Annotated in this window: 22 protein-coding genes and 12 tRNA genes; 24 read left to right on the top strand and 10 right to left on the bottom strand. The window is 43.9% G+C overall.

Annotation, left to right across the window (positions count from 1 at the left end):
- The gene (locus EXN75_RS12460) at window positions 1-309 is read left to right on the top strand and encodes a hypothetical protein (RefSeq protein WP_118116974.1); all 309 of its coding nucleotides are present in this window, start codon (window positions 1-3) and stop codon (window positions 307-309) included.
- A 294-nt stretch (window positions 310-603) separates the two neighbouring features.
- Here the strand turns inward: EXN75_RS12460 and EXN75_RS12455 are convergent, their stop codons facing one another.
- The 4 genes from EXN75_RS12455 to EXN75_RS12445 all read right to left on the bottom strand — a co-directional run bounded on the left by EXN75_RS12455 (window position 604) and on the right by EXN75_RS12445 (window position 5,403).
- On the bottom strand, window positions 604-1,029 hold the full coding sequence (locus EXN75_RS12455; RefSeq protein WP_022111025.1) for a biotin/lipoyl-containing protein: 426 nt from the start codon (window positions 1,027-1,029) through the stop codon (window positions 604-606).
- Between the two features lie 10 nt (window positions 1,030-1,039).
- Window positions 1,040-1,189: a hypothetical protein gene (locus tag EXN75_RS17765; protein ID WP_022111024.1), complete on the bottom strand. Its 150-nt coding sequence runs from the start codon at window positions 1,187-1,189 to the stop codon at window positions 1,040-1,042.
- A 24-nt stretch (window positions 1,190-1,213) separates the two neighbouring features.
- Entirely contained in the window at window positions 1,214-2,779 is a 1,566-nt protein-coding gene (locus EXN75_RS12450; protein WP_134844060.1) for an acyl-CoA carboxylase subunit beta, read from the bottom strand.
- Between the two features lie 224 nt (window positions 2,780-3,003).
- Window positions 3,004-5,403 (bottom strand): TonB-dependent receptor, encoded by a 2,400-nt coding sequence (locus EXN75_RS12445; protein WP_134844059.1) that lies wholly within the window; start codon window positions 5,401-5,403, stop codon window positions 3,004-3,006.
- A 175-nt stretch (window positions 5,404-5,578) separates the two neighbouring features.
- On the opposite strand from EXN75_RS12445, the gene EXN75_RS12440 reads away from it, so the two are divergent.
- Complete coding sequence (locus EXN75_RS12440; RefSeq protein ID WP_134844058.1) at window positions 5,579-6,757, top strand: trans-sulfuration enzyme family protein; 1,179 nt, start codon at window positions 5,579-5,581, stop codon at window positions 6,755-6,757.
- A 41-nt stretch (window positions 6,758-6,798) separates the two neighbouring features.
- The gene (locus EXN75_RS12435) at window positions 6,799-7,977 is read left to right on the top strand and encodes a MalY/PatB family protein (RefSeq protein ID WP_134844057.1); all 1,179 of its coding nucleotides are present in this window, start codon (window positions 6,799-6,801) and stop codon (window positions 7,975-7,977) included.
- A gap of 146 nt (window positions 7,978-8,123) precedes the next feature.
- On the opposite strand, the gene EXN75_RS12430 is transcribed toward EXN75_RS12435, so the two are convergent.
- The 6 genes from EXN75_RS12430 to rplU all read right to left on the bottom strand — a co-directional run bounded on the left by EXN75_RS12430 (window position 8,124) and on the right by rplU (window position 14,161).
- Window positions 8,124-8,522 carry a hypothetical protein gene (locus EXN75_RS12430; RefSeq protein WP_118116980.1) on the bottom strand — a complete coding sequence of 133 codons (399 nt, stop codon included), beginning with the start codon at window positions 8,520-8,522 and terminating at the stop codon, window positions 8,124-8,126.
- Window positions 8,523-8,736: 214 nt separating this feature from the next.
- Window positions 8,737-9,249, bottom strand: a complete 513-nt coding sequence (locus tag EXN75_RS12425) for a hypothetical protein (protein ID WP_134844056.1) — start codon at window positions 9,247-9,249, stop codon at window positions 8,737-8,739.
- A 233-nt stretch (window positions 9,250-9,482) separates the two neighbouring features.
- On the bottom strand, window positions 9,483-11,828 hold the full coding sequence (locus EXN75_RS12420) for a bifunctional dihydroorotate dehydrogenase B NAD binding subunit/NADPH-dependent glutamate synthase (RefSeq protein WP_134844055.1): 2,346 nt from the start codon (window positions 11,826-11,828) through the stop codon (window positions 9,483-9,485).
- A gap of 181 nt (window positions 11,829-12,009) precedes the next feature.
- Window positions 12,010-13,302 (bottom strand): serine--tRNA ligase, encoded by a 1,293-nt coding sequence (gene serS, locus EXN75_RS12415; protein ID WP_022109697.1) that lies wholly within the window; start codon window positions 13,300-13,302, stop codon window positions 12,010-12,012.
- A gap of 233 nt (window positions 13,303-13,535) precedes the next feature.
- On the bottom strand, window positions 13,536-13,826 hold the full coding sequence (gene rpmA, locus EXN75_RS12410) for a 50S ribosomal protein L27 (RefSeq protein ID WP_118116983.1): 291 nt from the start codon (window positions 13,824-13,826) through the stop codon (window positions 13,536-13,538).
- 17 nt (window positions 13,827-13,843) lie between these two features.
- Complete coding sequence (gene rplU / locus EXN75_RS12405; protein ID WP_022109699.1) at window positions 13,844-14,161, bottom strand: 50S ribosomal protein L21; 318 nt, start codon at window positions 14,159-14,161, stop codon at window positions 13,844-13,846.
- Between the two features lie 448 nt (window positions 14,162-14,609).
- Here rplU and EXN75_RS12400 point away from each other — a divergent pair, with 448 nt between their 5' ends.
- The 21 genes from EXN75_RS12400 to EXN75_RS12300 all read left to right on the top strand — a co-directional run bounded on the left by EXN75_RS12400 (window position 14,610) and on the right by EXN75_RS12300 (window position 25,867).
- Window positions 14,610-15,887: a serpin family protein gene (locus EXN75_RS12400; RefSeq protein ID WP_134844054.1), complete on the top strand. Its 1,278-nt coding sequence runs from the start codon at window positions 14,610-14,612 to the stop codon at window positions 15,885-15,887.
- Between the two features lie 256 nt (window positions 15,888-16,143).
- Window positions 16,144-16,230, top strand: a tRNA-Ser gene (locus tag EXN75_RS12395).
- 26 nt (window positions 16,231-16,256) lie between these two features.
- Window positions 16,257-16,328: transfer RNA gene (locus tag EXN75_RS12390), tRNA-Glu, on the top strand.
- Window positions 16,329-16,375: 47 nt separating this feature from the next.
- A tRNA-Glu gene (locus EXN75_RS12385) sits at window positions 16,376-16,447 on the top strand.
- 85 nt (window positions 16,448-16,532) lie between these two features.
- Complete coding sequence (locus EXN75_RS12380) at window positions 16,533-17,789, top strand: type IX secretion system plug protein (RefSeq protein ID WP_246031395.1); 1,257 nt, start codon at window positions 16,533-16,535, stop codon at window positions 17,787-17,789.
- A 199-nt stretch (window positions 17,790-17,988) separates the two neighbouring features.
- The gene (locus EXN75_RS12375; protein WP_246031394.1) at window positions 17,989-19,641 is read left to right on the top strand and encodes a glycoside hydrolase family 10 protein; all 1,653 of its coding nucleotides are present in this window, start codon (window positions 17,989-17,991) and stop codon (window positions 19,639-19,641) included.
- An 81-nt stretch (window positions 19,642-19,722) separates the two neighbouring features.
- Window positions 19,723-19,795, top strand: a tRNA-Lys gene (locus EXN75_RS12370).
- Between the two features lie 20 nt (window positions 19,796-19,815).
- Window positions 19,816-19,889: transfer RNA gene (locus tag EXN75_RS12365), tRNA-Arg, on the top strand.
- Window positions 19,890-19,923: 34 nt separating this feature from the next.
- Window positions 19,924-19,997 (top strand) — tRNA-Arg (locus EXN75_RS12360).
- A 31-nt stretch (window positions 19,998-20,028) separates the two neighbouring features.
- A tRNA-Lys gene (locus EXN75_RS12355) sits at window positions 20,029-20,101 on the top strand.
- 19 nt (window positions 20,102-20,120) lie between these two features.
- A tRNA-Arg gene (locus tag EXN75_RS12350) sits at window positions 20,121-20,194 on the top strand.
- A gap of 32 nt (window positions 20,195-20,226) precedes the next feature.
- Window positions 20,227-20,302: transfer RNA gene (locus EXN75_RS12345), tRNA-Lys, on the top strand.
- 163 nt (window positions 20,303-20,465) lie between these two features.
- A complete protein-coding gene (locus EXN75_RS12340) occupies window positions 20,466-21,998 on the top strand; it encodes a carbon starvation CstA family protein (protein ID WP_134844052.1) in 1,533 nt (510 codons plus the stop codon).
- Window positions 21,999-22,074: 76 nt separating this feature from the next.
- On the top strand, window positions 22,075-22,557 hold the full coding sequence (locus EXN75_RS12335) for an outer membrane beta-barrel protein (RefSeq protein ID WP_118118883.1): 483 nt from the start codon (window positions 22,075-22,077) through the stop codon (window positions 22,555-22,557).
- On the top strand, window positions 22,557-23,168 hold the full coding sequence (gene recR / locus EXN75_RS12330) for a recombination mediator RecR (RefSeq protein WP_134844051.1): 612 nt from the start codon (window positions 22,557-22,559) through the stop codon (window positions 23,166-23,168). The genes EXN75_RS12335 and recR overlap by 1 nt, the downstream gene beginning before the upstream one ends.
- A 102-nt stretch (window positions 23,169-23,270) precedes the next feature.
- A complete protein-coding gene (locus tag EXN75_RS12325) occupies window positions 23,271-23,705 on the top strand; it encodes a hypothetical protein (protein WP_134844050.1) in 435 nt (144 codons plus the stop codon).
- 54 nt (window positions 23,706-23,759) lie between these two features.
- Window positions 23,760-24,947, top strand: coding sequence for a glycosyltransferase family 2 protein (locus EXN75_RS12320; protein WP_118118885.1), 1,188 nt, complete (start codon window positions 23,760-23,762; stop codon window positions 24,945-24,947).
- Between the two features lie 21 nt (window positions 24,948-24,968).
- Window positions 24,969-25,487 carry a GNAT family N-acetyltransferase gene (locus tag EXN75_RS12315; RefSeq protein ID WP_134844049.1) on the top strand — a complete coding sequence of 173 codons (519 nt, stop codon included), beginning with the start codon at window positions 24,969-24,971 and terminating at the stop codon, window positions 25,485-25,487.
- Window positions 25,488-25,585: 98 nt separating this feature from the next.
- A tRNA-Asp gene (locus EXN75_RS12310) sits at window positions 25,586-25,659 on the top strand.
- A gap of 30 nt (window positions 25,660-25,689) precedes the next feature.
- Window positions 25,690-25,763: transfer RNA gene (locus EXN75_RS12305), tRNA-Asp, on the top strand.
- 30 nt (window positions 25,764-25,793) lie between these two features.
- Window positions 25,794-25,867: transfer RNA gene (locus EXN75_RS12300), tRNA-Asp, on the top strand.
- Window positions 25,868-26,360: the final 493 nt, after the last annotated feature.

Below are 26,360 nucleotides of genomic sequence, written 5' to 3'. Positions count from 1 at the left end.
TTGTTACTTCTTATTAATAATATCGGTTATGCCTATCATGATAAGACGCATAAACCCACGAAAGGGATTGCCATCGTTCCTATTGATGTGAATGGTAATGGAAAATTGGATGAGGAAGAAAAATTTTATGGAACTTTGGATGAACTGATGGAGGCTATTGCAAAGGGAAAATATCCTGCACCGCCAGCCCGCAATCTTTATCTTGTAACGGCAGGAAAACCGAAGAACCCAGTTGTGGTGGAGTTTCTGAAGTATGTCAGAACAAAAGGGCAGCGGTTGAATGCTCCTGCCGGATTTGTGCATATCTGATACCGGTTGCTTTCTCTGCTGGAGTGGATTTCTGACAGATAGTAATAGACCTTCGGTCTGTACTGAAGGGAGAATATGAAGTCTGTTTGGTGAAAAATAATTTAAGTTTGTCCCTGTGGAAAAATAACCGTCTGCCCGAGGAAGAATTTCTGCGTGCCCACGCAAAAATTTTTCCCTGGGCAGGCAAAAATAAAAGTGGTCCCTGACAGACAAAAAAACGTCCCGATATAAAAGAATATATCGGGACGTAAATATGAAGTTTCGTTTACACGAATCTTGTTTTAAGAGAGGAGATTACTCGATAACGATGAGTGCATCCTCTTCGAGAACAGCCTGACCAGGCTTTACGCAGATAGCAGTTACCTTACCGTCTTTCTCTGCCTCGATGTTGTTCTGCATCTTCATAGCTTCAAGAACGACAACGGTATCGCCAGCTTTCACTTCCTGACCTACAGCAACTTCGATGCTGGTGATAGTACCAGGGAGAGGAGCCTTCACAGCGTTGGCTGTGTTGACATTGGCAGCAGGAGTAGCCTCAGCATCATCAGATGCAGCAGCAGGCTGACCGAGCACTACCTTCTTCTTCTCTGGCTCAGCTTCCTGTTCCATTTCCACCTTGTAAGCTTCGCCATTCACGTTCACGCTTGCGATGTTACCCTCAACACCGTCAATCTGAACCTTATATTCTTTTCCGTCGATTGTATATTTAAACTCTTTCATTTTTTATTCTTTATGGTTTGGCTGTTAAACTCAGGAACTTGGCATTCCACATAGTCTGACGTGGCTTGATGGTGATGATGCCTGATTCCTTGTCATGTACGTTATTACCCTGATACTCATAGAGAGCCATGGCAATCGCAGCATAAATATTCTTATCCATTTATTCTAATGTTTAATGATATCATTACATTGGCATACAACCATGCTTCTTAGCAGGCAAGTTCTGGCGCTTGGTAGCGAGCTGAGCCAAACCACGGCAGATGCGGAAACGAGTATTGCGTGGCTCGATAACATCATCGATGTAACCATACTGGGCAGCCTGATAAGGATTAGCAAACTTGTCTGTATATTCCTGCTCCTTCTCTGCCAAGAATGCCTTTACATCCTCGCCAGCTTCCTTCTTAGCCTTAGCTTCCTTACCGCAGAGGACTGCAACAGCACCGCTGGCACCCATTACGGCAATCTCTGAAGATGGCCAAGCGAAGTTCAAGTCAGCACGCAACTGCTTGCAACCCATCACGATATGGCTACCACCATAGCTCTTACGCAATGTGATAGTGATCTTTGGCACGGTAGCCTCGCCGTAAGCGTAGAGCAACTGTGCACCGTGGAGGATGACAGCGTTGTACTCCTGACCTGTACCTGGCAAGAATCCTGGTACGTCAACGAGAGATACGATAGGAATGTTGAATGCATCGCAGAAACGTACGAAGCGAGCTGCCTTACGGCTGGCATTTACATCAAGCACACCTGCGTAAGCAGCAGGCTGGTTGGCTACGATACCCACGCTCTGACCATTGAAACGAGCGAAACCTGTGATGATATTCTTGGCAAACTTAGGCTGAACCTCAAAGAACTCGCCGTTGTCTGTGATCGCACCAATTACCTTGTACATATCGTATGCCTGGTTTGGATCATCAGGAATAATCTCGTTCAGGGAATCATCCATGCGGTCGATAGGGTCTGTGCACTCTATGCGTGGAGCTTCTTCTGTATTGTTGCTTGGAATGTAAGAGAGCAGGCTCTTGATCATCTCGATAGCCTCTTCCTCTGTCTTAGCTGCGAAGTGGGTTACACCACTCTTGGTAGCATGGACAGATGCACCACCGAGGTGCTCAGCATCGATATCCTCGCCTGTTACAGTCTTAACCACCTTAGGACCAGTCAGGAACATATAAGATGTCTGCTCCTTCATGATGATGAAGTCGGTCAAACCTGGAGAGTAAACGGCACCACCGGCGCAAGGGCCCATGATGGCAGAAATCTGTGGGATGACACCAGAAGCAAGGATGTTGCGCTCGAAAATCTCACCATAACCAGCGAGTGCGCAGATACCTTCCTGGATACGTGCACCACCAGAGTCGTTCATGCAGATGACAGGTGCACCCATGGTCATAGCCATATCCATTACCTTACAAATTTTCTGTGCCATAGTCTCAGAGAGAGAACCGCCATTTACGGTAAAGTCCTGAGCATATACATAAACCAAGCGGCCAGCGATAGTAGCACTACCTGCTACGACACCATCACCGAGGTATTGTTTCTTCTCCATACCGAAGTTGGTGCAACGGTGCAATTTGAACATGTCGTACTCCTCGAAACTGCCAGCATCTACCAACATTTCGATACGCTCACGAGCTGTATATTTGCCACGTGCATGCTGCTTCTCGATAGCTTTCTCGCCACCGCCAAGACGAGCCTGTTCGCGCTTTGCGATCAGCTCCTTAATCTTTTCTATTTGTTTACTCATAATTGATTATTATGTATTGTTTTTTATTCTATGGAGTGTATGCAATGGGACGGATGGGTCCACGTTGCACAAATCGGTGGCAAAGATACTAAAAAAACCGCAGATAGCGAACTATCTGCGGTTAAATATTACGAATTATGCAAAAATATGTTCATTTTGTTCTGCTAAATGTTCATTTTAGCCTTTCTGACAACCCGAAATAATAATCTGACAACCCGAAATGATTAGAATTCGATGAGGACTCGGCCATTTACCTGTCTGCCTGTCAGATAATTCGGTACTGCATACTGCTGGTTGGTTACGTCTGTTACCCAGTAATAGCTGTTGACGTTGTCGATACCGAAGAGATTGAGGCAATCTACACCCAGCCAGATATTCTTGAAGATACTCTTCTTGGTGCCCTTGCTGTTGTCGAGCAGGCGATAGCTCATACCGATGTCGGCACGTTTGTAGGCTGGTGCTCGGAAGGTATTGGTCTCCAGTTCTCTGTGTGGTGTAGAGAATGGTAAACCGTCTGCCAGAGCAAGTTTTAGCGACATTCTCCACCGCTCTGTTCCTGGGAAGTAATCCGTGAAGAAGAGGTTTACGGCAAATCGCTGGTCTGTAGGTAGCGGCACGCCCTTTCCGTTGAGTTTCATCTGTGTATTCATCAGCGAGAAGGTAAGCCAGGAATCTGTTCCCGGTACAAATTCTCCATAGAGTTTCAGGTCGATACCGGCAGCGTGACCGCTGGCTCTGTTTTCTCCGTAATAGACCACCTTGACATTGTTGACAGAGTAGGGAATCAGATTACCCAATGCCTTGTAGTAGGCTTCTGCCGTGAAACGATAGCGCAGGTTGTTGATGCGGAAGCGGTAGTCGTATCCTGCTATGAAGTGGATGCTTCGCGGACTCTTGATCTTTTCATTGAGTGTGGCATAGGTGATGCCGTTGACCGTAGATGTATCGCGCAATTCCTTGAAGAATGGTGCCTGATAGTAGAGTCCGGCTGCAAATCTCAATGTGGTGTTCTCGCTATAGGAAGGGATAATACCGAGAGAGATACGAGGACTGAAGAGAGTTTCCTTGTTGAGGCTCCAATGGCTCATGCGCACACCATAGTTCAGTGTGAAATGGCTATGTCCTCCCTGACTCGTGAAACGATAGGTGTCCTGCAGATAGGCTTCCATGCGGTTGGCATCGAGGGTATTTCTTGCCTTCATCGAGTATATCATATAGAGGTCTTTTCCATTATGCGGAACACTATAGCCTGCGCTGTCTCTCATCTCGTATTCTACAGAATTTTCAGAGATATGTTCCTTCTTATAGGTATATGCCACTTCGATGTCATGCTTTTTGGTCTTGTGTTTCAGGATGGCCTTGGCACTCAAGACGCGGGCTGTGAGATAGTTGCGTGCATGTTCGAAATAGGTTCCAACACCCAGATTTTCAGAGGTTTCTGTCTGGTCGAGCCAGTATTGTCCCTGAATATCGTATTTCTCCTGTTCTTTGCTATAGAAGGCACTTCCCAGGATAGAAAAACTGGTCTTGTCGGTGATGTTACGGGTGATGCCGAGTGTACCGAAGTAGGTGAGGAAACGGTCTTTTTCCTGTCCGTCGAAATAGACTCTGAAACTCTTTACGTCCTGCTGGGTTCCGAATGTTGTCTCTCGGTCGTGGGGAACAAAGTTGTAATGGTTGTCGGAGATATTTCCGATGAAATCTATCTTCCACCGCTTGTTGGGACAATAGCTCAGGTATGTCTGGTAGTCGAGGAAATTCGGCTTGTATTCGGCCTTTGTATCGGTGGTTCCCAGCAGGTAACTATTAGTCTTATAGCGTATGCTGTTGAGCCATGACAACTTCTTGGTTCCCAGTCCGAAGTAGGCATCTGCACCCAGAAGACTGGCTGCTAAAGTGCCTTCTGTAACGGTCTTTTTGCTGCCTTTAGGTTGCAGTTTCTTATAGGTGATGTCGAGTGCCGAACTCATCTTGTCGCCATATTTAGCAGCATATCCACCCGTAGAGAATCCGATTTTATCCACCATATAGGGGTTGATGACAGATAGACCTTCCTGCTGACCGCTGCGCACGAGCAAAGGGCGATATACTTCCACATTATTTATATATACGGAATTTTCGTCGAAGGCACCACCGCGTACATTATATTGCGATGACAATTCATTGTGCGTACTTACACCAGCCTGTTGCTGGATGAGACCTTCCACGCCATTTCCAGATGTCGATGGTGCGAGTTTGGCATCCTCTGCTTTCAGTTCCTCGGTTTGTCCGGTCTGTATTTTCTGTCCGGTTACCTGTACTTCTGCTAACGTATTGTCATCGGTAAACAAAACCACTTGCAGGGTTTGTTTTCCTTTAGGATGACGGAGGATACGTACCTTAGGTTTGTATCCTATCATAGTAAACTTAACTACCACGCTATCAGCTGATTGCAGGTGCATGCTAAATTCACCCTTTAAGGAGGTAAATGCCACTTTTCCCTGCTTGAGCACGGAGACGGTGGCGAGTTCAACCGGGTTGTTGTCCTGGTCGGTTACCCTTCCTTGCAGCGTGAATCCCTGAGCCATCGCCTGTGTAGCAAAAGTGAATGCTAAGATGGCAAGATATATGATTTTCTGTTTCATTTCAAATTTGTTTCTTTATCAATAACTAACGTAAGAAACGTCAAATTATTATATGAAAGAGGGCGGGAAATGCAAAAACAGTATAAAACGATTAAAATACCAAACTTATGTGATATGATTTTTCTGTTTTTTTTAGTACTTTTGCAATCAAAATATAAAATTTAGATTATATAAGATGAAGAAACAGACACAAGCCATCCATGTGGCTTATGAGCGCCGAGACGCTTATGATTCTTTGAGTGTGCCAGTATATAATACATTGGCATACGAGTTTGACAATGCGCAAATCATGTCGGATGCCTTTACAGACAAGATCAAGGCACCAGATTATTCTCGTGTAGAAAACCCTACGGTAACCAATCTGGAGCGTCGTGTGGCTGCACTTACGGGTGCCTCTCATGCCACAGCTTTCAATTCTGGTATGGCTGCCATCAGCAATACCATACTGGCACTGGCTTCTCAAGGTAAGAATATCGTCACCTCCAAGCATCTTTTCGGCAATACCTTCTCTTTGTTATTTGGTACTTTGCGCCGTTTTGGCGTAAAGACTCATCTGGTAGATCTCACAGATATAGAAAAGGTAAAAGAGGCGATAGATGATGATACCTGTTGCGTATTCCTGGAAATTATTACCAATCCTCAGTTGGAGGTGGCAGACCTGAGTGCTCTTGCTGAAGTGGCTCATGCCAAGAATGTGCCACTTGTGGCAGACACTACGATTATTCCTTTCACCCAGTTTTCTGCCAAGAATCTTGGTGTAGATATAGAGGTGGTATCCAGTTCTAAATATGTAAGCGGTGGTGCAACCTCGTTGGGCGGTCTGGTGATAGATTATGGTACTGAATACAATAAGGACTTTGCCAAGCGTCTTTATGGGGAGATGCTATTCAATTTCGGAGCCTATATGACTCCACAGGTAGCCTATATGCAGACTATCGGTTTGGAGACACTTGATGCCCGCTATCGTGTGCAGTCTTCTAATGCATTAGAATTGGCAAAGAAACTCCAGACATTGTCTCAAATCAAGCGTGTCAATTATGTGGGCCTGGAGAATAATCCTTTCCATGAGTTGGCTGTCAAGCAGTTTGGAAAAACGGCTGGAGCTATGATCTGTATCGATTTAGAAAGCAAGGAAGCCTGTTTCAACTTCATCAACAATCTGAAGTTGATTCATCGTGCCACCAACCTGTTTGACAACCGTTCGCTTGCCATTCATCCTGCCAGCACGATTTTCGGAGGTTTCCCAGAGAAGATGCGTGCAAGTATGGATGTCTTGGATACGACTATCCGATTCAGCGTAGGTCTTGAGGATGTAGAGGATTTATTTGAGGATATCAAGCAGGCACTTGGTTAGTTTTTGGACATCGGGTAATCACTTGTATAAAAAAGAAAGTTATGAAATACGATTTTGATAAGATCATAGACCGCTCTGGCAGTGGTGACCTCAAGCATGAGGCTTTGCTGCCACGTTGGGGAAGAAAGGATCTTCTTCCTCTCTGGGTGGCTGATATGGATTTTGAGACACCCGCCTTTATCACAGATGCCATCAAAGACCGTCTGGAACATTCTCTCTTCGGCTATACGGTAGAGCCAGAAGATTTTCTGCCATCTATCATGGATTGGGTGAGAGACCATCACCAGTGGAATGTCAAGCGGGAGTGGATTCGTTTTATTCCAGGAATTGTCAAGGGCATTGGCATGGTCATCAATGTGTTCACCAAGGAAGACGAGAAGGTTATAATCCAGCCGCCGGTTTATCATCCGTTCCGTCTGACCCCAGAGGGAAATGGCAGGGAAGTGGTGTTCAATCCGCTGAAAATGCGTGAAGATGGATATTATGAGATGGATTTCGAACAGTTGGAGAAGGTTTGCGATGAGAAGTGCAAGGTATTCATTCTCTGCAATCCTCATAATCCAGGTGGTATTACATGGGATCGAGAAACCTTGCAGCGTTTGGCTGACTTCTGTTATGAGCATCATCTGATTGTGATTTCAGATGAGATACATGCTGATATGGCCATCTTCGGACATAAGCATATCCCATTTGCATCAGTCTCTGATAAGGCGCGTGAAATCAGTATTACTTTCCAAGCACCCAGCAAGACTTTCAATATCGCAGGTATCGTGAGCAGTTATTCTATTATTCCCAATGAGGATATCCGCCGCAAATTCTATGGCTGGTTGAGTGCCAACGAGTTGGATGAGCCGACAATCTTTTCGCCAATAGCCACGATTGCAGCATTCCGTCATGGAGAGGAGTATCGCCAGCAGATGCTTGCTTATATTGAAGAAAACATCCGTTTCGTAGAGGATTTCTGCCGGGAGCATATTCCGGGCATCCGTCCTTTGCGTCCTCAGGCTTCCTTCTTGGTTTGGCTTAACTGTAGGGATTTGCATCTCAACCATGAACAGTTGCTTGACCTTTTTATCGACAAGGCTCATCTGGCACTGAATGATGGTGAAATGTTTGGTCCTGGTGGTGAGGGATTCATGCGCTTGAATGTGGCGAGTCCCCGCGTGATAATCAGACAGGCTCTCGAACAATTGGCAGAGGCTGTTGGAAAGCAATCATAGATAATGGGAATTCTTTAAGAACAGAATATAATAAATCATAATTCCCCCGTAGCTGATACGATATCGCATCAGTTGCGGGGGAATTATGATTTTGGGCATATCAAAGTCCCACTGACTTTAATATGCCCTCTTGTATTGATTATCTTTTAGGCAGTAAACAACTTGGCGAAAGCTTCAGCTGTCTTGCCAGTATATACTACCATCTCTGTGACTGGTTTGTAACCGAAGTCCTGAAATGAAAGGAGTTGGGTGGCAACAAACTGATGGTCATCCGAGAGGCAAGCTTCCAACTTTACATTGCCCATGTTGATGGCAGATACAGGAAACTTATTGATAGCAGTTTCCACATCGTTAGGATCTGCAGAAAGAATGTTACCCAACTTCTTTCCATCCTCTGCGGAGTATTCTTTCTCCTTTATCTTAATCACACTGTTGGTTGGTTTGTAAATGAGTTTACAACTCAAACCTAAGAAACCTTTCTTTACTTCTATATCATTGAGCGCCATAACATCGGCACCCATCTCTAAATGATTAATCTTTGCCATATTCTTTAATTACTTATTCTTTTCTTGTTTATAAATGTCGAACCATCTCTTTAGGTTCGAATTGTTTCTATATGCTCAAACTGGCTTTGTATGTTCGAGCATACTTATATATAGAGAACTGTTTTTTTAATATAAGGGTGGGTGTGACCTGCCTTATCGTATGCTGATAGCATGCGGTAAAACAGAATAAAATATAAAAAGAGAAGAATAAGTACTAACACCGTAGATGTCGCAGGCAAATGACGTAATATTTGCTGGCGACATCAAAGTGGATAGGGGCAGTTTCCATACGGAAAGACTCCATGCCACTTATATTTGCAGTTAGAAGTGAAGATAAAAACTTGATTTTATTAAAAAGCAATCTACTTGCAGATGGATTACTCTGGATATTGCCATTTGGCAATAATCGCTGTGGACGATTGCTGCATACGCGATAGGCGATTGTAGAAGCATCTTCCAACTGTGCATCTTGCTTGTTTTGCTTGTGTTCTATCTGAGTAAGTCGGTCCTCGGAATGGCTTTCCTTGTTGAACAGTTCCTTTGAATCTTGACTCTCGGAATGTTGACCAACAATAAATTGATTCTCGGAAAAACTACTCTCGGAAAGAAATGATTCTGATGACTCTGCAAAGGGAAGACTCAAAGTTTCTGGGACGGATGACGCCTTACCATAGTTTGTGAAAACCATGGACATCAGGAAGATGATGTATAATGCCAACTGTCTCATAACTTTATCTATTGATTGACTTGGTTTTATCTATGATTGATTCATCTATAGATTTGATTTCATGGATTTTTCCATGCGATTTGGTGACAAAGTTACGAATTTTCTCTGAAAACTGCAAATTTTAAGCAGATGTTTTAGTTTCTTTATTACTTTTGCGTCATAAGAGAGGGGGATTCGGTGTCTCTATTTGAGTACCCGAAGCCCCCTCGCTTTATCGTTATAAGAATCTACATTTATTTACCTGACAATTGCTTTGCCATGTTTTCTGCTGCTTTTCTTCCGTCTCCCATGGCGAGAATCACAGTAGCACCACCTCTTACGATGTCGCCACCGGCATAGATCTCTGGTTGTGAACTCTGCATCTGCTCGTTTACTGCAATAGTGTTCTTTCTGCCAAGTTCCAGTCCCTCAATACTCTGAGGAACGAGTGGATTAGGGCTAACACCTACTGCCACAATCACCTGGTCGCACTCTATTGTGATGGTCTCTCCTGTAGCTTCAGGACGGCGACGGCCGCTGGCATCAGGTTCACCCAACTGCATCACGTCGAGTACAACAGCCTTTACAGCTCCCATCTCGTCAGCCTCATATTCCTTCGGGTTGTGGAGTGTCAGGAAGGTAATGCCTTCTTCCTTGGCATGCTTTACTTCTTCCAGTCGGGCTGGCATTTCTGCCTCTGAGCGGCGATAGACCAGAGTGACATCTGCACCCAAGCGCTTCGCAGTACGGCAACTGTCCATAGCTGTATTTCCACCGCCTACAACTACTACTTTCTTGCCTAAGTTGATAGGTGTGTCGCTATGAGGGTTGGCTGCGTCCATCAGGTTCACGCGGGTCAGGTACTCATTGGATGACATAATGTTCAAGGCATTCTCGCCAGGAATATTCATGAAGTTAGGCAGACCTGCACCAGAACCCACGAAGATGCCCTTGAAACCCTGTTCGTTCAGTTCCTTTACGGAAATTGTCTTACCAACAATGCAGTCGGCAATGAATTTTACACCCATTTTCTGAAGATTCTCAATTTCTACATCCACGATGGCATTAGGCAGACGGAACTCAGGAATACCATATTTCAATACTCCACCAATCTCGTGAAGTGCCTCGAATACGGTTACGTCGAATCCCTTCTTGGCCATATCGCCTGCGAAACTCAAACCGGAAGGACCAGAGCCTACTACTGCTACCTTTATACCATTGGCTGGTTCCAGTTCTGGAACGGAAATATTTCCGCTCTGGCGCTCGTAGTCAGCTGCAAATCGCTCAAGATATCCGATTGCCACTGCAGGCTCGTTCATCTTGAGGTGGATACATTTGCTCTCGCATTGTTTCTCTTGTGGACATACACGACCGCAAACGGCAGGCAGGGCAGAGGTGTTTTTCAGAACCTTAGCTGCTGCTAAGAACTGGCCGCGTTCGATATTCTTGATGAAAGATGGAATATTGATGCTTACAGGACAACCTTCCATACAGGTAGGTTTTGGGCAGTCCAGACATCGCTTGGCTTCTGTCAATGCCATCTCCTTGGTTAAACCGATATTGACCTCTTCTGTACGTGTGGTGGCACGATATACTGGATCCAACTCAGGCATCTTAACACGCTCTATGGCAGTGCGCTCTTTTGCTTTCATCGAAGTGCGTAACTGCTTGCGCCACTCAGAGTTGCGGTCGGTAAGCTCAGCGATACTTTCTGTAGTAGGCTCTACGTCCATCGTTACATCTGTCGTCTCCTTATTCTTGTTTGTTTCTACTGTTGCAAGGTGCTCTTCGAAATGCTCCATCTCTTCACGCTCTGCATCCTTGAAGGTACCCATGCGCTTGAACATCTCATCCCAGTCAACCAATGCTCCGTCAAACTCAGGACCGTCGATGCAGACAAACTTAGTCTTGCCGCCAATGGTCAATCGGCAGGCACCGCACATACCTGTACCATCCACCATAATCGTGTTGAGGGAAACGTCTGTAGGGATATTGTATTTTTGAGTCAAAAGGCAGCAGAATTTCATCATGATAGGAGGGCCGATGGCAAATACCTTATCGATGTGCTCCTGATTGATGAGCTTTTCGATACCGACAGTTACAACACCTTTCTCGCCGTAACTTCCGTCATCGGTCATGATAATCAGTTCGTCACTGGAAGCGCGAACTTCATCTTCCATGATTACCAATTCCTTGTTGCGGCCAGCAATCACAGAGAGAACACGGTTGCCTGCAGCTTTGAGGGCACGCATGATAGGGAGCATTGGAGCTACACCTACACCACCGCCCGCACAGATTACTGTACCATAGTTCTCGATATGGGTTGGGTTGCCGAGAGGACCCACAACATCATGGATTTCATCTCCTTCGTTGAGATTACAGAGTTTGGTAGATGATAATCCAACCTTCTGCACAACCAGAGTGATGGTGCCTTTTTCTATGTCTGCATCAGCGATAGTCAGAGGCATACGCTCACTATTGTCATCCACACGGATGATGACGAAGTTACCTGCCTTGCGGCTTTTAGCTATCAAAGGTGCTTCTACGTCGAAACGATATACCTTCTCTGAATATTGTATTTTTTTGATAATCTTGTTCATGAGGTTATTTTTGGTTATTATGTTTACTCTATAAGTTGTTTTTGTATAATTTGGTTCCGTGATAAAAAAGCAAAAGGATAACGTCGGCTGTAGAAATGCAGCCGATGTTATCCTCGTACTTAATATTGTTGGCCAGTAAATCCCAGCCAGATATTTGAATTAATCGATGTTTATAATCTGATTAGTCGAAGTTCTTATCATCCAACATCTCGAAACCGCAGTAAGGTACCAATACCTTTGGTACACGGATACCCTCTGGTGTCTGGTTGTTCTCCAGGATGGTTGCTACGATACGTGGCAAGGCGAGAGCAGAACCGTTCAATGTGTGGCAAAGTTCAATCTTCTTGTCCTCTGCATGACGGTAGCGGCAGTGGAGGCGGTTAGCCTGATAGCTCTCGAAGTTGGATACTGATGAAACCTCCAACCAGCGACCCTGTGCTGCACTCCATGTCTCGAAGTCGTAGCAGATAGAAGAGGTGAAACTCATATCACCACCGCAGAGGCGGAGGATATGATATGGTAACTCCAACTTCTTCAAAAGACCCTCTACGTGGTCAAGCATCTCGTTCAAGCTCTCGTAAGAGTGACCTGGTTTGTCAATACGTACAATTTCTACCTTGTCAAACTGGTGCAAGCGGTTCAAACCACGCACGTCCTTACCATAGCTACCAGCCTCACGACGGAAGCAAGCAGAATAAGCACAACGCTTGATAGGGAGATCCTTCTCGTCGAGGATAACATCACGGAAGATGTTGGTTACAGGAACTTCTGCAGTAGGGATAAGGAAGAGGTTATCAAGATTAGCATGATACATCTGACCCTCCTTGTCTGGCAACTGACCTGTACCGCGACCAGAATCCTCGTTTACTACGTAAGGAGGCTGAATCTCGAGGTATCCACTCTTGCGAGCTTCATCCAGGAAGAAAGCCTCAAGTGCACGCTGGAAACGGGCCATCTTGCCGATATATACAGGGAAGCCAGCACCAGTAATCTTCACACCGAGGTCGAAGTCAACGAGGTTGTACTTCTTCAGGAGATCCCAGTGGCAGAGAGCATCTGGACCGAGGTTAGGCTTTTCGCCACCTTCTTTGACAACCACGTTGTCTGCTGCATCCTTACCCTCAGGTACCTGCTCGCAAGGAATGTTAGGGATTTCGAGCAACTGGTTGGTCATATCATTCTGAGCCTTCTCCATAATCTCTTCAAGTGCCTTAGCGTCAGCCTTGAGCATAGCTACCTGAGCCTTTGCGGATTCAGCTTCTTCTTTCTTGCCTTCTTTCATCAAAGCACCGATCTGCTTTGCAAACTGGTTGGCTTGCTGCTTGTTGTTGTCAAGCTTCTGCTGAGCCTCACGACGGATTTTGTCGTACTCCAATACTTTCTCTACGGCCTCACGAGCATTAGGAAAATGCTTTTTTTCAAGACCTTTGACTACACGTTCAGTCTCTTCACTGATAAGTTTAAGTGTAAGCATAAGATATATATATTTTATTTAAAATTATTAATCACGGTAAACGTTATTTGCTAACTGAAGGCAAAATTACAAAAAATATTTCTTTTAGCGCAATAAAATGGGTAGAAAATGTTGTTTTAGGGACAAAAATAAGTACAAATGGGCTTATTGGGTAGAAACGAAGAAAGCCTGCATCGTCTGATGCAGGCTTCTATGTTGTTTGTTTGGAATAAGTTTTTCTAAAACTTTAAAATTTAAGCGTCAGCTTTCTTGGTCTTCTCAGCATAAACCTCAGGAGAGAGAACAGAAACTGTACTCTTATCCTTGCGGCCCTTGTGGAAGTAAACGATACCATCTGTCAAAGCATACAATGTATCATCCTTACCCTGAGCTACATTCTCACCTGGGAAGTGCTTGTTACCACGCTGACGAACGATGATGTTACCAGCGATGATGCTCTGACCACCCCAGATCTTAACGCCTAATCTTTGTGAAGCTGATTCACGGCCGTTCTTAGAACTACCAACACCTTTCTTATGTGCCATTTCTAATTCCTCCTAATTTAAGCGATTACAGATTTGATTGTTACCTCTGTGAACTGTGCACGATGACCGTTCTTCTTGCGATAGTCCTTGCGGCGCTTCATCTTGAAGACGATTACCTTGTCACCCTTTACGAGTGGGTTCACAACTTCTACTACTACTTTTGCACCCTCTACAGTTGGGGCACCGACAGTGATTGCGCCGTCTTTGTCAACGAGCAAAACCTTGTCGAACTCAACAGTCTTACCTGCTTCTACATCCTTGATGTGATGTACGAAGAGCTTCTTGCCCTCCTCAGCCTTGAACTGCTGACCGTTAATTTCTACGATTGCGTACATTAATTTAATATATAAACGGGTTTTTCCGCGAGGCGTCCTGCAACGTGCCGGCACTTATTTGAGCCCCAACGAACTTAACTTTTCTGTAATATTTGCCCATACATGAGCATTCGGAGTGCAAAAGTACTACTTTTTTCTGTTATAGCCATGTTTCCTGTGAAAAAATATCGAAGTTTTATAAAGTTTTAACGGAATTGGTGGGGTAGAGACGCTTCTTGGCTCTAAAAAGTTGTTTTCTTTGACTTCTTTTACTATTTTTCTGAAGGTTTTGTTCTATGGCTATGTTATGATGCTTATTTTGTTAATGCTGGTTAATTTCTTTTCGGAAATGCAAGGAATCTAATGGAATGTTGTTTTAAAGTCGGTTGCCTTCTCGAAGAAAGCGTCATGATGGCTCTTTTGATGGAGAGACATGTTTATATCGTATAATGATTAAATTAGATAGATTATGAAAAAAAGTGTAATGACTATCGCCACAATGGCTTTGGCGATGACAATGGTTTCTTGTGGCTCTTGTAAGAAAGTTCAAGGTGGAGTGAAAGGAACGGAGAGTATGGAAGCTACTAAAAGTGAGGAAGCTATGGATGAGGGATATCTTATCTTGTCGGATGAACAGCGTAGTATTGTAGATAAGAACAATGGCTTCGCCCTCAATCTCTTCCATGAAATTTCAGGTTTTGATTCTAAGGTGGTTTCCCCAATGAGTATTTCTTATCTGATGGGTATGTTGGCAAACGGAGCTGATGGACAGACTCGTGAGGAAATTTTGAAGACTATCGGTTGTGAGGGTGTTTCTGTGGAAGATTTGAATGCTCTTTATAAAATGATGCTTCAGAAGGCAAATAGTCTGGATAAGCAGACAACTGTGAATATCGCCAATTATATTGCACTCAACAAACAGTATCAGCTCAAGAATACATTCGCAGGAATTATGAAGAATGATTATCAGGCTGGTGTAGAGAATCTTGATTTCGCTTCTTCTGCTTCTGTTAAGCATATCAATCAGTGGTGTTGCAAACAGACCAATGGTATGATTCCAAGCATGATCAGTCAGTTGGATGCCAATGCGGTTTCTTGTATCATGAATGCTATCTATTTTAAGGGAGCATGGACAGATAAGTTTGATAAGAAGAATACGAAGTTGGAGGCATTTCATGGATATACCCGTGATATCAAGAAGGCTCAGATGATGCATCGCCAGGCAAAATATCAGTATGCTGATGGTGCTGGGTATTCTGCAGTTCGCATTCCTTATGGTAATCGTTCATACGAGATGGTTGTGCTGCTTCCTAATCAGGGTAGTTCTATCGACGAGATGATGAAAAAGGTGGATGTGAAGTCGCTGGCTGAGCTGCGTGATAAGATGGACGAATGTATGGTTGACTTGAAGTTGCCTCGATTCTCTACAGAGTTAAGTCTGCCTTTGAATGGTATCATCAGCAAGTTGGGTGCACCTTCGATGTTTGGAGGAAATGCCAACTTCTCGAATTTTGCAACTGGCAGTCTGTCTATTTCCAAGATGCTGCAGAAGGCGAAGATAGAGGTGAGTGAGGAAGGCACAAAGGCAGCGGCAGTAACTGCTGCTATTATGACGATGAGTCTTCAGCATCCTGATGAACCACGTCGAGTTGACTTCCATGCCGACCGTCCTTTTGTGTATATGATTACGGAGGCGAATACTGGTGCAATATTATTTATGGGACAATTTACGGGATCGGAACTTTAATTCCAAAGATGAATTTCTCGGAATATATTAGAACCAATATGAGCTTCTCGCTATGTGTAAACCCGATATAGCTCTCTCCCTATATATATAATAAGGTGTAAAAATGCGAGTGGGAGAGAAAAAGGTGAAAAAATGAAGAAAAATGCATTTTTCTTGAAAATTCTTTCCGAAAAATTTGGTGGAACCGAAAAAATGTATTACCTTTGCACTCGCATTTGAGAAACAATGTTTGTTGATTCAGAAATGAGTCCAATCAGGAAGGTTGGGTGAGTGGCTGAAACCACCAGTTTGCTAAACTGACGTGCGGGTTACCGTACCGGGGGTTCGAATCCCCCACCTTCCGCAAACATGTTTCAAGAGTGTACCGTTGGTCGATTCATCTAATGGTTAGGATACAAGATTCTCAATCTTGGCATAGGGGTTCGATTCCCCTATCGACTACGACGGAATGACATATAGAAGCCGGCGAGTAACCGACTTTTTTTTATGGTCGATTCATCTAATGGTTAGGATACAAGATTCTCAATCTTGGCATAGGGGTTCGATTCCCCTATCGACTACAATGAAGTCTTCATCTTTTTGGATGAAGACTTTTTTTGTTTCTATTTCTTTGGCTATTTCCTATTTTTGTTTTATCTTTGCAGAATGAAACAAATGAGAATTCATAACAAGTTCAGAGGTATTGCGTTGCTGGCGGCCTTTGCTTTATCGTGTGGAGTAGGGGTGGCTCAGCGTTCAGAGATACATAGCTCGCGTGTGACTACCTTGCAAGTGGTTGGGGGTGGCAACTGGCAGTCAATGCCTGTGGTGACGCTTGGCGGACAAACTGTACAGGTTTCTTTTGATGACCTTACGCATGACTATCATCGTTATTGTTATAAAATCGTGCATTGTGATGCGGACTGGAATGAGTCTGCAGGATTGTTTGTGAGTGATTACCTTGCTGGATTCAATGGAGAACTGACTATTGATGACTTTGAAGAGTCGCTCAATACCAATCAGCTTTATACTCATTATCAACTCCGTATTCCAAATGAGAACTGCCGTATCACCATGGGTGGCAACTATAAGTTGATGGTTTATGATGAGAATCGTGAGAATGAACCGATGCTTACAGCTTGTTTTATGGTAGTTGATCCGCAAGTGAATGTGGCAGTTGGCTATCGTTCGAATACTGACATTGATGTCAATAAGAGTCATCAGCAGGTGAGTGTTCATGTAGATTATGGTAATTTGCGAATTACGGATCCTCAGCGCCAGCTCCGTATGGTGGTGTTGCAGAATGGAAGATGGGATAATGCGGTGTGTGATCCTAAGCCAGACTATATTAGTGCTGATGGCTTGCAGTGGACGCATTGTCGTGATTTGATTTTTCCGGCAGGCAATGTCTATCGAAAGTTTGAGATGCTTGATATGAATCATACAACGATGGGACTGGATGAGATGAAGTGGGATGGCAATGAGTTTCATGCTTTTGTGCAACCAGATTTGCCCCGTCCGAGCTATGTGCATGACGAAGCGCCACAGGGGTCGTTTTTTATTCGCAACAGTGAGAATATAGATAATGATTTTATTTCAGACTACGCCTGGGTGCATTTTTCTCTGAAGGCTCCTCGTCAGATGGGCGATGTTTATCTGAATGGTGATTGGACGCATGATCGGTTTCTTCCAGCTTATCGGATGGAATACGATGAAAAGACGCAATCCTACGAGGGAAAGGTGCTGATGAAACAGGGTTATTACAGTTATCAGTATCTGGTACTTAAGGATAATGGTACTACGCAGCCTGTTACGTCGGAGGGTTCGTACTTTCAAACTCAGAATAAGTATCAGGTCTTGGTGTATTATCGTGGAACGGGCGATAGGACTGATAGGCTTGTTGGTTTCAAGGAAGTGAAGTGAGGTCTGTTGAATTCATGGAAGTGAGGTCTCTTGGCTTCGGAGAAATGAAGCCTATGGATTTTTTTAGTTGATAAAAGTAATGAAACGTATTTTTTTTCAAATATCATTGTTGTTGACTATGGTTATGTCGCTTCAGGCGCAAAATACCATATTAGATAGCTCTGTGCATAGAACCACGTCTGGTAGTTCTTTGCAGAGTATGATTTTTAATAATTACCCCCCAAAGCATGAGGTGCGTGCTGTGTGGCTGACCACGATTGGCGGTATCGACTGGCCTCATTCCTATGCGCAGTCTGCTTATTCTGCCGAAAAACAAAAGCAGGAATTGGTTGAGATTCTGAATCGTTTGCAGAAAGCGTACATTAATACGGTGCTTATTCAGACCAGAGTACGTGGTACGATGATCTATCCTTCAGCTTATGAGCCTTGGGATGGTTGCTTGTCTGGTTTTCCTGGAAAAAGTCCGGGTTATGATGCGTTGAAGTTTGCGATAGAAGAGTGTCACAAACGGGGTATGGAATGTCATGCATGGGTAGTTACAATTCCGGTGGGTAAGTGGAATGCCTTGGGGTGTAAGTCGCTTCGCAGTCGGTTTCCGGGGTTGATTAGGAAAATCGGACCTGATGGATATATGAATCCGGAAGATAGTCGAACGGCGGACTATCTTGCGCAAATTTGTAGCGAAATAACCCGTAATTATGATGTGGATGGCATCCATCTCGATTATATCCGCTATCCGGAAACTTGGAATATCAAGGTGAGTCGTGAGAAGGGGCGACAGTTTATTACCCGTATCGTTGAGGCGATACACCGTAGTGTGAAGCGCGAGAAGCCTTGGGTGAAGATGAGTTGTTCTCCTATCGGTAAGTTTGATGACCTTGGCCGTTATTGGAGTCATGGCTGGAATGCCTATACCAAAGTCTGTCAGGATGCGCAGGGTTGGCTCAAGTCGGGTCTGATGGATGAACTTTATCCGATGATGTACTTTCGCAACGAACAGTTCTTTCCTTTTGCTATCGACTGGGCAGAACAGAGCCATGGCAAGATTGTGGCGCCAGGTTTGGGAATTTATTTCCTGGATCCTAAGGAAGGCAAGTGGAAGATAGGGGATATAACTTCCGAAATGTATCATTTGCGCAATATCGGACTGGGGCATGCTTTCTTTCGCAATAAGTTTTTGCTTGACAACCGACAGGGTATCTACGATTTCACATCCAAGGAATTTAATCTCTATCCGTCTTTGGTGCCGGCGATGACGTGGGAGAGTAAGCGTATTCCTGTTGCGCCATCTCATTTGAAAACACAGCAGGTGGGAGAGAAGGTAGTGCTTACCTGGAATAATGCTGCGCAATATGAGGATGGGACTGCTGTTTCTACACCTTATATATATAATAATGTATATGCAAGTAGAACTTATCCGGTAGATACAGAAGATGCAAGAAACTTGATTTCGGCAAGAATGATGGGTAATCAGATAACACTCGACCTTTCGGGAGATGAAAATCCACTCTTTTTTGCTGTTACGGCAATGGATAGATATGGAAATGAAAGCCGTCCGGTGCAGAATGTTGCCAAAGTTGAGAACTTTCTGCTGGAACGACAGGGCAAGGCAAAAAAGCTAAAATGCAGCGATGGAAGGCTTTTCTTACCAGAAAGTGCAAAAAATGCAGATGCTACCTGTTTTTTGGTGGAATCCTTGTTGGGACAGCCTTTGAAAGTGCTTCGAAGTAGTAGTAACTATCTGAATATAAGTAGTTTAAGTGAAGGTGTGTATGTGCTGAAAAGCCTGAATAAAAAGGGCGTTTCGCATACCTTTGGAACCTTCTATATCAGAAAAAATAAAAAAAGTTAGAAAAAAGTTGCGAAAAAAATTGGTGGTTTCAAAAAAATGTAGTACCTTTGCACTCGCAATTCAGAAATGAGGCTTTAAAAAGCACCCTTAGCTCAGTTGGTAGAGCAACTGACTCTTAATCAGTGGGTCTAGGGTTCGAATCCCTAAGGGTGTACAAATTAAGGCAAAATGAATGGTTCCGTAGCTCAACTGAATAGAGCACTTGACTACGGATCAAGAGGTTCAAGGTTTGAATCCTTGCGGAATCACTCAGACTCATGGAAGATATAAGAAATAGGATTTGGTTCCGTAGCTCAACTGAATAGAGCACTTGACTACGGATCAAGAGGTTCAAGGTTTGAATCCTTGCGGAATCACTTCTTAAATTTCGATTTAAACGTTAAGTATGCACCCTTAGCTCAGTTGGTAGAGCAACTGACTCTTAATCAGTGGGTCTAGGGTTCGAATCCCTAAGGGTGTACAAAAACGTCAAAAAGCATGGTTCCGTAGCTCAACTGAATAGAGCACTTGACTACGGATCAAGAGGTTCAAGGTTTGAATCCTTGCGGAATCACAAATATGAGTAAAAACTTCAAGTTTTTATAAGCACCCTTAGCTCAGTTGGTAGAGCAACTGACTCTTAATCAGTGGGTCTAGGGTTCGAATCCCTAAGGGTGTACCAAAAAAGAGCAATCTTCACGGGTTGCTCTTTTTTTATGTCAAATTATTCAACAAATATTTTTGTTAATTGAAATATAAATCGTACCTTTGCGGAGAATTTGTTAGTTGAAGGTTAATAACAGGTAAAACCTGATATAAGATATCAACGTAAATTGTAAAGTAAAATGGTAAGTTTTATGTTAAGTCTTGTAGCTCTTGTGCTCGGCTACTTGTTCTATGGAAAATTTGTAGCACATATTTTCGGTCCTGATGATCGTCCGACTCCAGCGCTGACTAAGGCTGATGGAGTTGATTTTCTCGTATTGCCAAGTTGGAAGATTTTTATGATTCAATTTCTCAATATTGCAGGTACAGGTCCTATCTTCGGTGCCATCATGGGTGCATGGTATGGTCCCGTAGCTTATCTCTGGATTGTTTTGGGTTGTATCTTTGCCGGTGCAATGCATGATTATCTGAGTGGTATGTTGAGTATTCGTAATGGTGGTGCTGGTTTGCCAGAACTGGTAGGTAAGTATCTGGGTGGCAGAACCAAGAAAGTGATGCTTGTTTTTTCGGTTCTGCTTTTGATGATGGTGGGTGTAGTCTTTGTTTATAGTCCTGCCATTATCCTTGAAAGCATCTGTGGTAGCAAGATGTGGTGGATCATCGCCATTTTCATCTACTATATTATAGCAACGCTCCTGCCGATAGATAAGATTATCGGTAAGATATATCCTCTGTTTGCCATCTCCCTGTTGTTTATGGCAGGTGCTCTGATGGTTGGACTCTTTGTCAAAATGCCAGATTTGCCAGAACTTTGGAGTGATATGTCAAATGCCAATAACAATCTGAATGCGAGTTGGTTAGGTGTGGATGCCTTTATGGACAAGAACCCGATATTTCCTTGCCTCTTCATCACGATAGCCTGTGGAGCCATCAGTGGCTTCCATGCTACTCAAAGTCCTTTGATGGCACGTTGTATGAAAAGTGAGAAGCTGGGTCGTCCTATCTTCTACGGTTCTATGATAACTGAGGGTGTAGTCGCTTTGATATGGGCTACCGTTTCTATCTACTTCTTCTATGATGGAGGTTGGAAAGAGGTTGTTCCTGCTGATGTCGCCCAGCAGTTTATCGCTCAGTTTGGTACTCCTGGTGGTAAGTCGCTCGTTCAGTTCTTTGATGCTCCTACAGTCGTGAAGATGATTTGTTCCAGCTGGCTTGGTGTGGCTGGTGGAATTCTTGCCCTTCTCGGTGTAGTGGCAGCTCCTATTACCAGTGGCGATACTGCCTTTCGCAGTGCCCGACTCATCATTGCCGAGTTCTTAGGTATCGAACAGCATTCGATGCATCGTCGCCTGCTCATCTGTATTCCTATGTTTATTGCCGCCATCCTTCTACTGGTATGGCAGATGGCAAATCCTGACGGATTCAATGTGATTTGGCAATACTTCGGATGGGCTAACCAAACCTTGGCTGTCTTTACTTTATGGACGCTGACGGTTTATCTGGTAGAGAACAAGAAACCATTTGTGGTTACACTCGTACCAGCACTCTTCATGACAGTGGTATGTTCCACATTCCTGTTGGTCAGCAAGCAGGCTTTGGGATTGCAGGAGACGATGGCCTATACCGGCAGTTGTCTGATACTGGTTGTAGCACTGGTTTGGTTCTATTCCTGGTATAAGAGTTTGAAGCGCAAGAATATCGGTGGAAAGTAATCTGAATGATGATATGATTCAGAATGCGGAGTGGCATCAGAATGATGAAGATATTTATCTAAAAAATAATCGAGATATGAAAAAATTAGCTATTTTATGTGCATCTCTCTTGCTGACGGTGTCGGCAAATGCACAGTTTGAAGAAGGTAAGGTATATTGTGGGGCTTCACTTTCTGGCCTCAATCTGAGTTATAATGGTTCAAGTGAACTCAACTTGGGCGTTCAGGCTAAGGCGGGTTATCTCTTTGCCGATAATCTGATGGCTGTAGGTCAGCTTTCTTATGATCATTCGGGCAAGGACGGTGTCAAGGATTATTTTAGCGTAGGTGTACAGGGTAGATACTATATTATCCAGAATGGTCTCTATTTAGGTGCTGGTGTCAAGTTGGCTCATACGGGTAGCTATAATGACGTGATGCCAGGCGTGGAAGTGGGCTATGCCTTCTTTTTGAGTCGTACCGTGACTATTGAGCCTGCCATTTATTACGATCAGAGTTTCAAGAATCATTCAGACTTCTCAACTGTAGGTCTGCGTGTTGGTATTGGCGTTTATCTGTAATGATACAGAAATATCCATCAGCACTTTTGGAAAAGGCGGTGAGCGAGTTTGCCAAACTGCCGGGAATAGGGCGCAAATCAGCTTTGCGCCTTGTTCTTCATACCCTGCGCCAGAGCGACGAGTCGGTAGAACAGTTTGTTTGTGCCGTCTCTCAACTCAAGCGTGAGGTGAAGTATTGTCGTGTATGTCATAATGTGAGCGATACCGAAGTCTGTCCGATATGCAGTGATCCCCGCCGGGATGCCTCCATTATTTGTGTGGTGGAGAACATTCAGGATGTGATGGCTGTAGAGAATACCCAACAGTTTCACGGGCTTTATCATGTTTTGGGTGGAATTATCTCTCCTATGGATGGGGTCGGTCCTGCTGATCTGGAGATTGATTCTCTCGTGGAAAGGGTGGCTCGTGGGGGAATCGATGAGGTGATTCTTGCCTTGAGCAGTACGATGGAGGGTGATACCACCAACTTCTATATTTCACGCAAGTTGGCCGATTATCCTGTAAAACTTTCGGTAATTGCGAGAGGAATTTCAGTAGGTAACGAACTGGAATATACCGATGAGGTAACGCTCGGCCGTTCGATAGTCAATCGTACTCCTTTCGGGCAGTAAGAGGTTCCTTTTTCTCCTCGCTTTCAGATAAACATATTTTTAATACAGAAAATAGACCTCTAAATTAGAAAAATAGAGTTTCTATAACAAAGAAAAAATAAAATGAACTTGAAATTTTCCCAGCGAATATTGCTTATCAACTTTTGGGTATTATTATTGGCTGCCATTCTCATGGTATTGCTCTATGAAACCGAAATATTGGAGCCAGGCACATTGCTTTTCGGTGCTGAGTTTGTCTTCTTGATGCAGGTCATCATGGAGTTTCTTACCATTGCAGTCATCCCTTTAGCCCTGAAGTTGTTTGCCTTCAAAGTTGTCAAGCGCAAGTTGGTGACTGGTAAGGGGGCTGCTCTTTTACCTTGGGGCACAGCGCGCATCAACATGTTGTGTTTGCCGATGCTGGTAAATACCTTTATGTATTACCAGACGATGTCGCCAGCTTTCGGCTATATGGCAATCATCCTTTTTCTGTGTGTCTTCTTCATATATCCATCCATGGCAAGATGTGTATCTGAAACCGAAGATGTTTCTGCGTAACATTTGTCTTCTGGCTTCGTATTGATTATATTTATTCTTCCTATATATAATAAGGTGAAAATTACAGTTGTAATCGTTAGCTATAACGTAAAGTTCTATCTCCAACAGTGTCTTGATTCTCTCCTCAGAGCACTTCAGGGCATAGAGTCGGAGGTGTTTGTCGTCGATAATCATTCCAAAGACGGGTCGGTGGATTATCTTTCGAAGCGTTTTCCTGGTGTGAACGTGATAGACAGTCCTCATAATCTGGGTTTTGCGAGAGCCAACAATCTGGCGATTCGCAAGAGTCATGCAGAGTATGTGCTGCTTCTTAATCCTGATACGGTGGTAGGAGAATCTACAATTCGGACGGCGATAGACTTTATGGATGCTCATGAGGATGCCGGTTCTTTAGGTGTCCGCATGCTGGATGCTTCTGGTAAGGCGGCACTGGAAAGTAGGAGAGGGTTGCCTTCTCCGATGGTGGCATTTTACAAGATGGTGGGTCTGTGTGCCCGTTTTCCGAACAGTCACCGTTTCGGTCATTATTATATGAGTGCTCTTCCATGGGATGAACCAGGAAGGATAGAGGTAGTGAGTGGAGCCTTCTGTCTGTTGCGAAAGAAAGCCATCGATGAGGTGGGTTATTTAGACGAGGACTTCTTCATGTATGGCGAGGATATTGATCTCTCTTATCGCATTCTGAAGGGAGGTTATCATAATTATTATCTTCCTTCTACCATCTTGCATTATAAGGGGGAGAGTACCCAGAAGTCGAGCTTCCGCTATGTGCATGTGTTCTATGAGGCGATGCTTATCTTCTTCAGAAAACATTATTCCGGTATGTCGTGGCTCATCAGTTTACCTATCAAGGCTGCCATTTATGCCAAGGCTACTCTTGCCCTTTTCCAGATGCAGATTGACAGGGCCCGTAAGAGCTTAGGATTTATCACCTATGAGTGGCAGACTCCGAACTATGTGTTTGTAGGAAGTAAGGAGATGCAAGAGAAATGTGGAGATTTGGTGCGCCGGAAGGGTTTGCTGGCAGAGTTTGTAGCTTTGGGCAAGAATGAGTTGACGGCGTCTTTCTTGGAGAAGATTACTGATTCTAAGAAACTGCAGATTGTTGTCTTCGATGTTTCGGAGTTTGATTACGAACAAATTCTCGAAGTTTTTGCAGTAGCTCCTTCTCCTTTGAGGAAAATAGGATTCTATCATCAGGATTCTGGCATGCTGATTACAGATACAGAAGTAATAAAATAAGGTGTACAAGTGTAGAAAGTCATGGAAAATAGTAAAAATCCTCAGATAAAACTTCGGGCAATGGAGCCGGAAGACTTGGAATTCATGTATGGAGTTGAGAATGATGACAGGTTGTGGAATGTAGGTGTTACCAATGTTCCTTATTCCAGAAGTATGCTTCTGGACTATATTACATCAACCACTGGCGACATTTTTGCTGACAAGCAGGTGCGGTTGATGATAGATAATGAAGTCGGAGAGACGATAGGTATGGTTGATTTGATGGATTTTTCTCCTATTCACCGCCGTGCAGAGTTGGGTTTGGTCATCCGGAAGGAGTATCGCGGACGGGGGTATGCTTCTGCTGTTTTAGATAAAATAGCGGATTATGGAAGAAAAGTGATACATTTGCATCAAATTTATGCAATTGTGCCAGAACATAATGAAAAATGTATAAAAGTGCTCGAACTCTCTGATTTTCAGAAAACTACGAGGTTGAATGCATGGCTTTTTGATGGCAAGAAGTATAGTGATGCGATTTTTTTTCAAAAATTCTTGTAAAAAAGTTGCCGAAAAAATTGGTGGAATCAAAAAAATGTAGTACCTTTGCACTCGCAAATGAGAAATGAGCTTCAAGCTAATGAGATTTGTTACTTGAAGGTGCGTTAGTTCAGTTGGTTAGAATGCCTGCCTGTCACGCAGGAGGTCACGAGTTCGAGTCTCGTACGCACCGCAAAGTACATTTCGAATTTAGCATCTTGAAGGTGCGTTAGTTCAGTTGGTTAGAATGCCTGCCTGTCACGCAGGAGGTCACGAGTTCGAGTCTCGTACGCACCGCAAAGTACATTTCGAATTTAGCATCTTAATGGTGCGTTAGTTCAGTTGGTTAGAATGCCTGCCTGTCACGCAGGAGGTCACGAGTTCGAGTCTCGTACGCACCGCAGAAAGCAATCTCAATTTGAGGTTGCTTTTTTGTTTTACAGCTTTGTTTTTTCCCTTTTCTATTTCTTGGTTCTATGGAAATTTAGTGGGGGGCAGCAATAACATTGAAAGAATACCAATGAAGCTTACTCCATTGCGCAACGAAGTAAGCTTCATTGGCAATAAGAGTAAGCTTCGATGGTGATTGAAGTAGGCTTTATGATTCGGAAACGTAAAATGCTATATTGTTGAAGTCTTGTTGCCTATATAATGGCAATGAGAGAATAGGTGTCTTTGGTGGATAAAGCCGCTGTATAGTGGTAAGATTTGTCAGAACGCACAAAAGACATAAGGTTATATTTTTATTAAAGGATATTTTTAGTAAACCTCAAATCCGCAACCTATAGGGTTTAGTGGGATTTTGCTTGCAAAGCGACAAAATTCATTTTATTGTACATATTTCTTGCACAACAGAAATGTCGCAGACACAAAATCCCCTTACCCCATAAAGCG

The sequence above is a fragment of the Segatella hominis genome, assembly GCF_004535825.1.
GTDB classification, from domain to species: Bacteria; Bacteroidota; Bacteroidia; order Bacteroidales; family Bacteroidaceae; genus Prevotella; species Prevotella hominis.
This window is presented reverse-complemented; position numbering and strand designations above follow the sequence as displayed.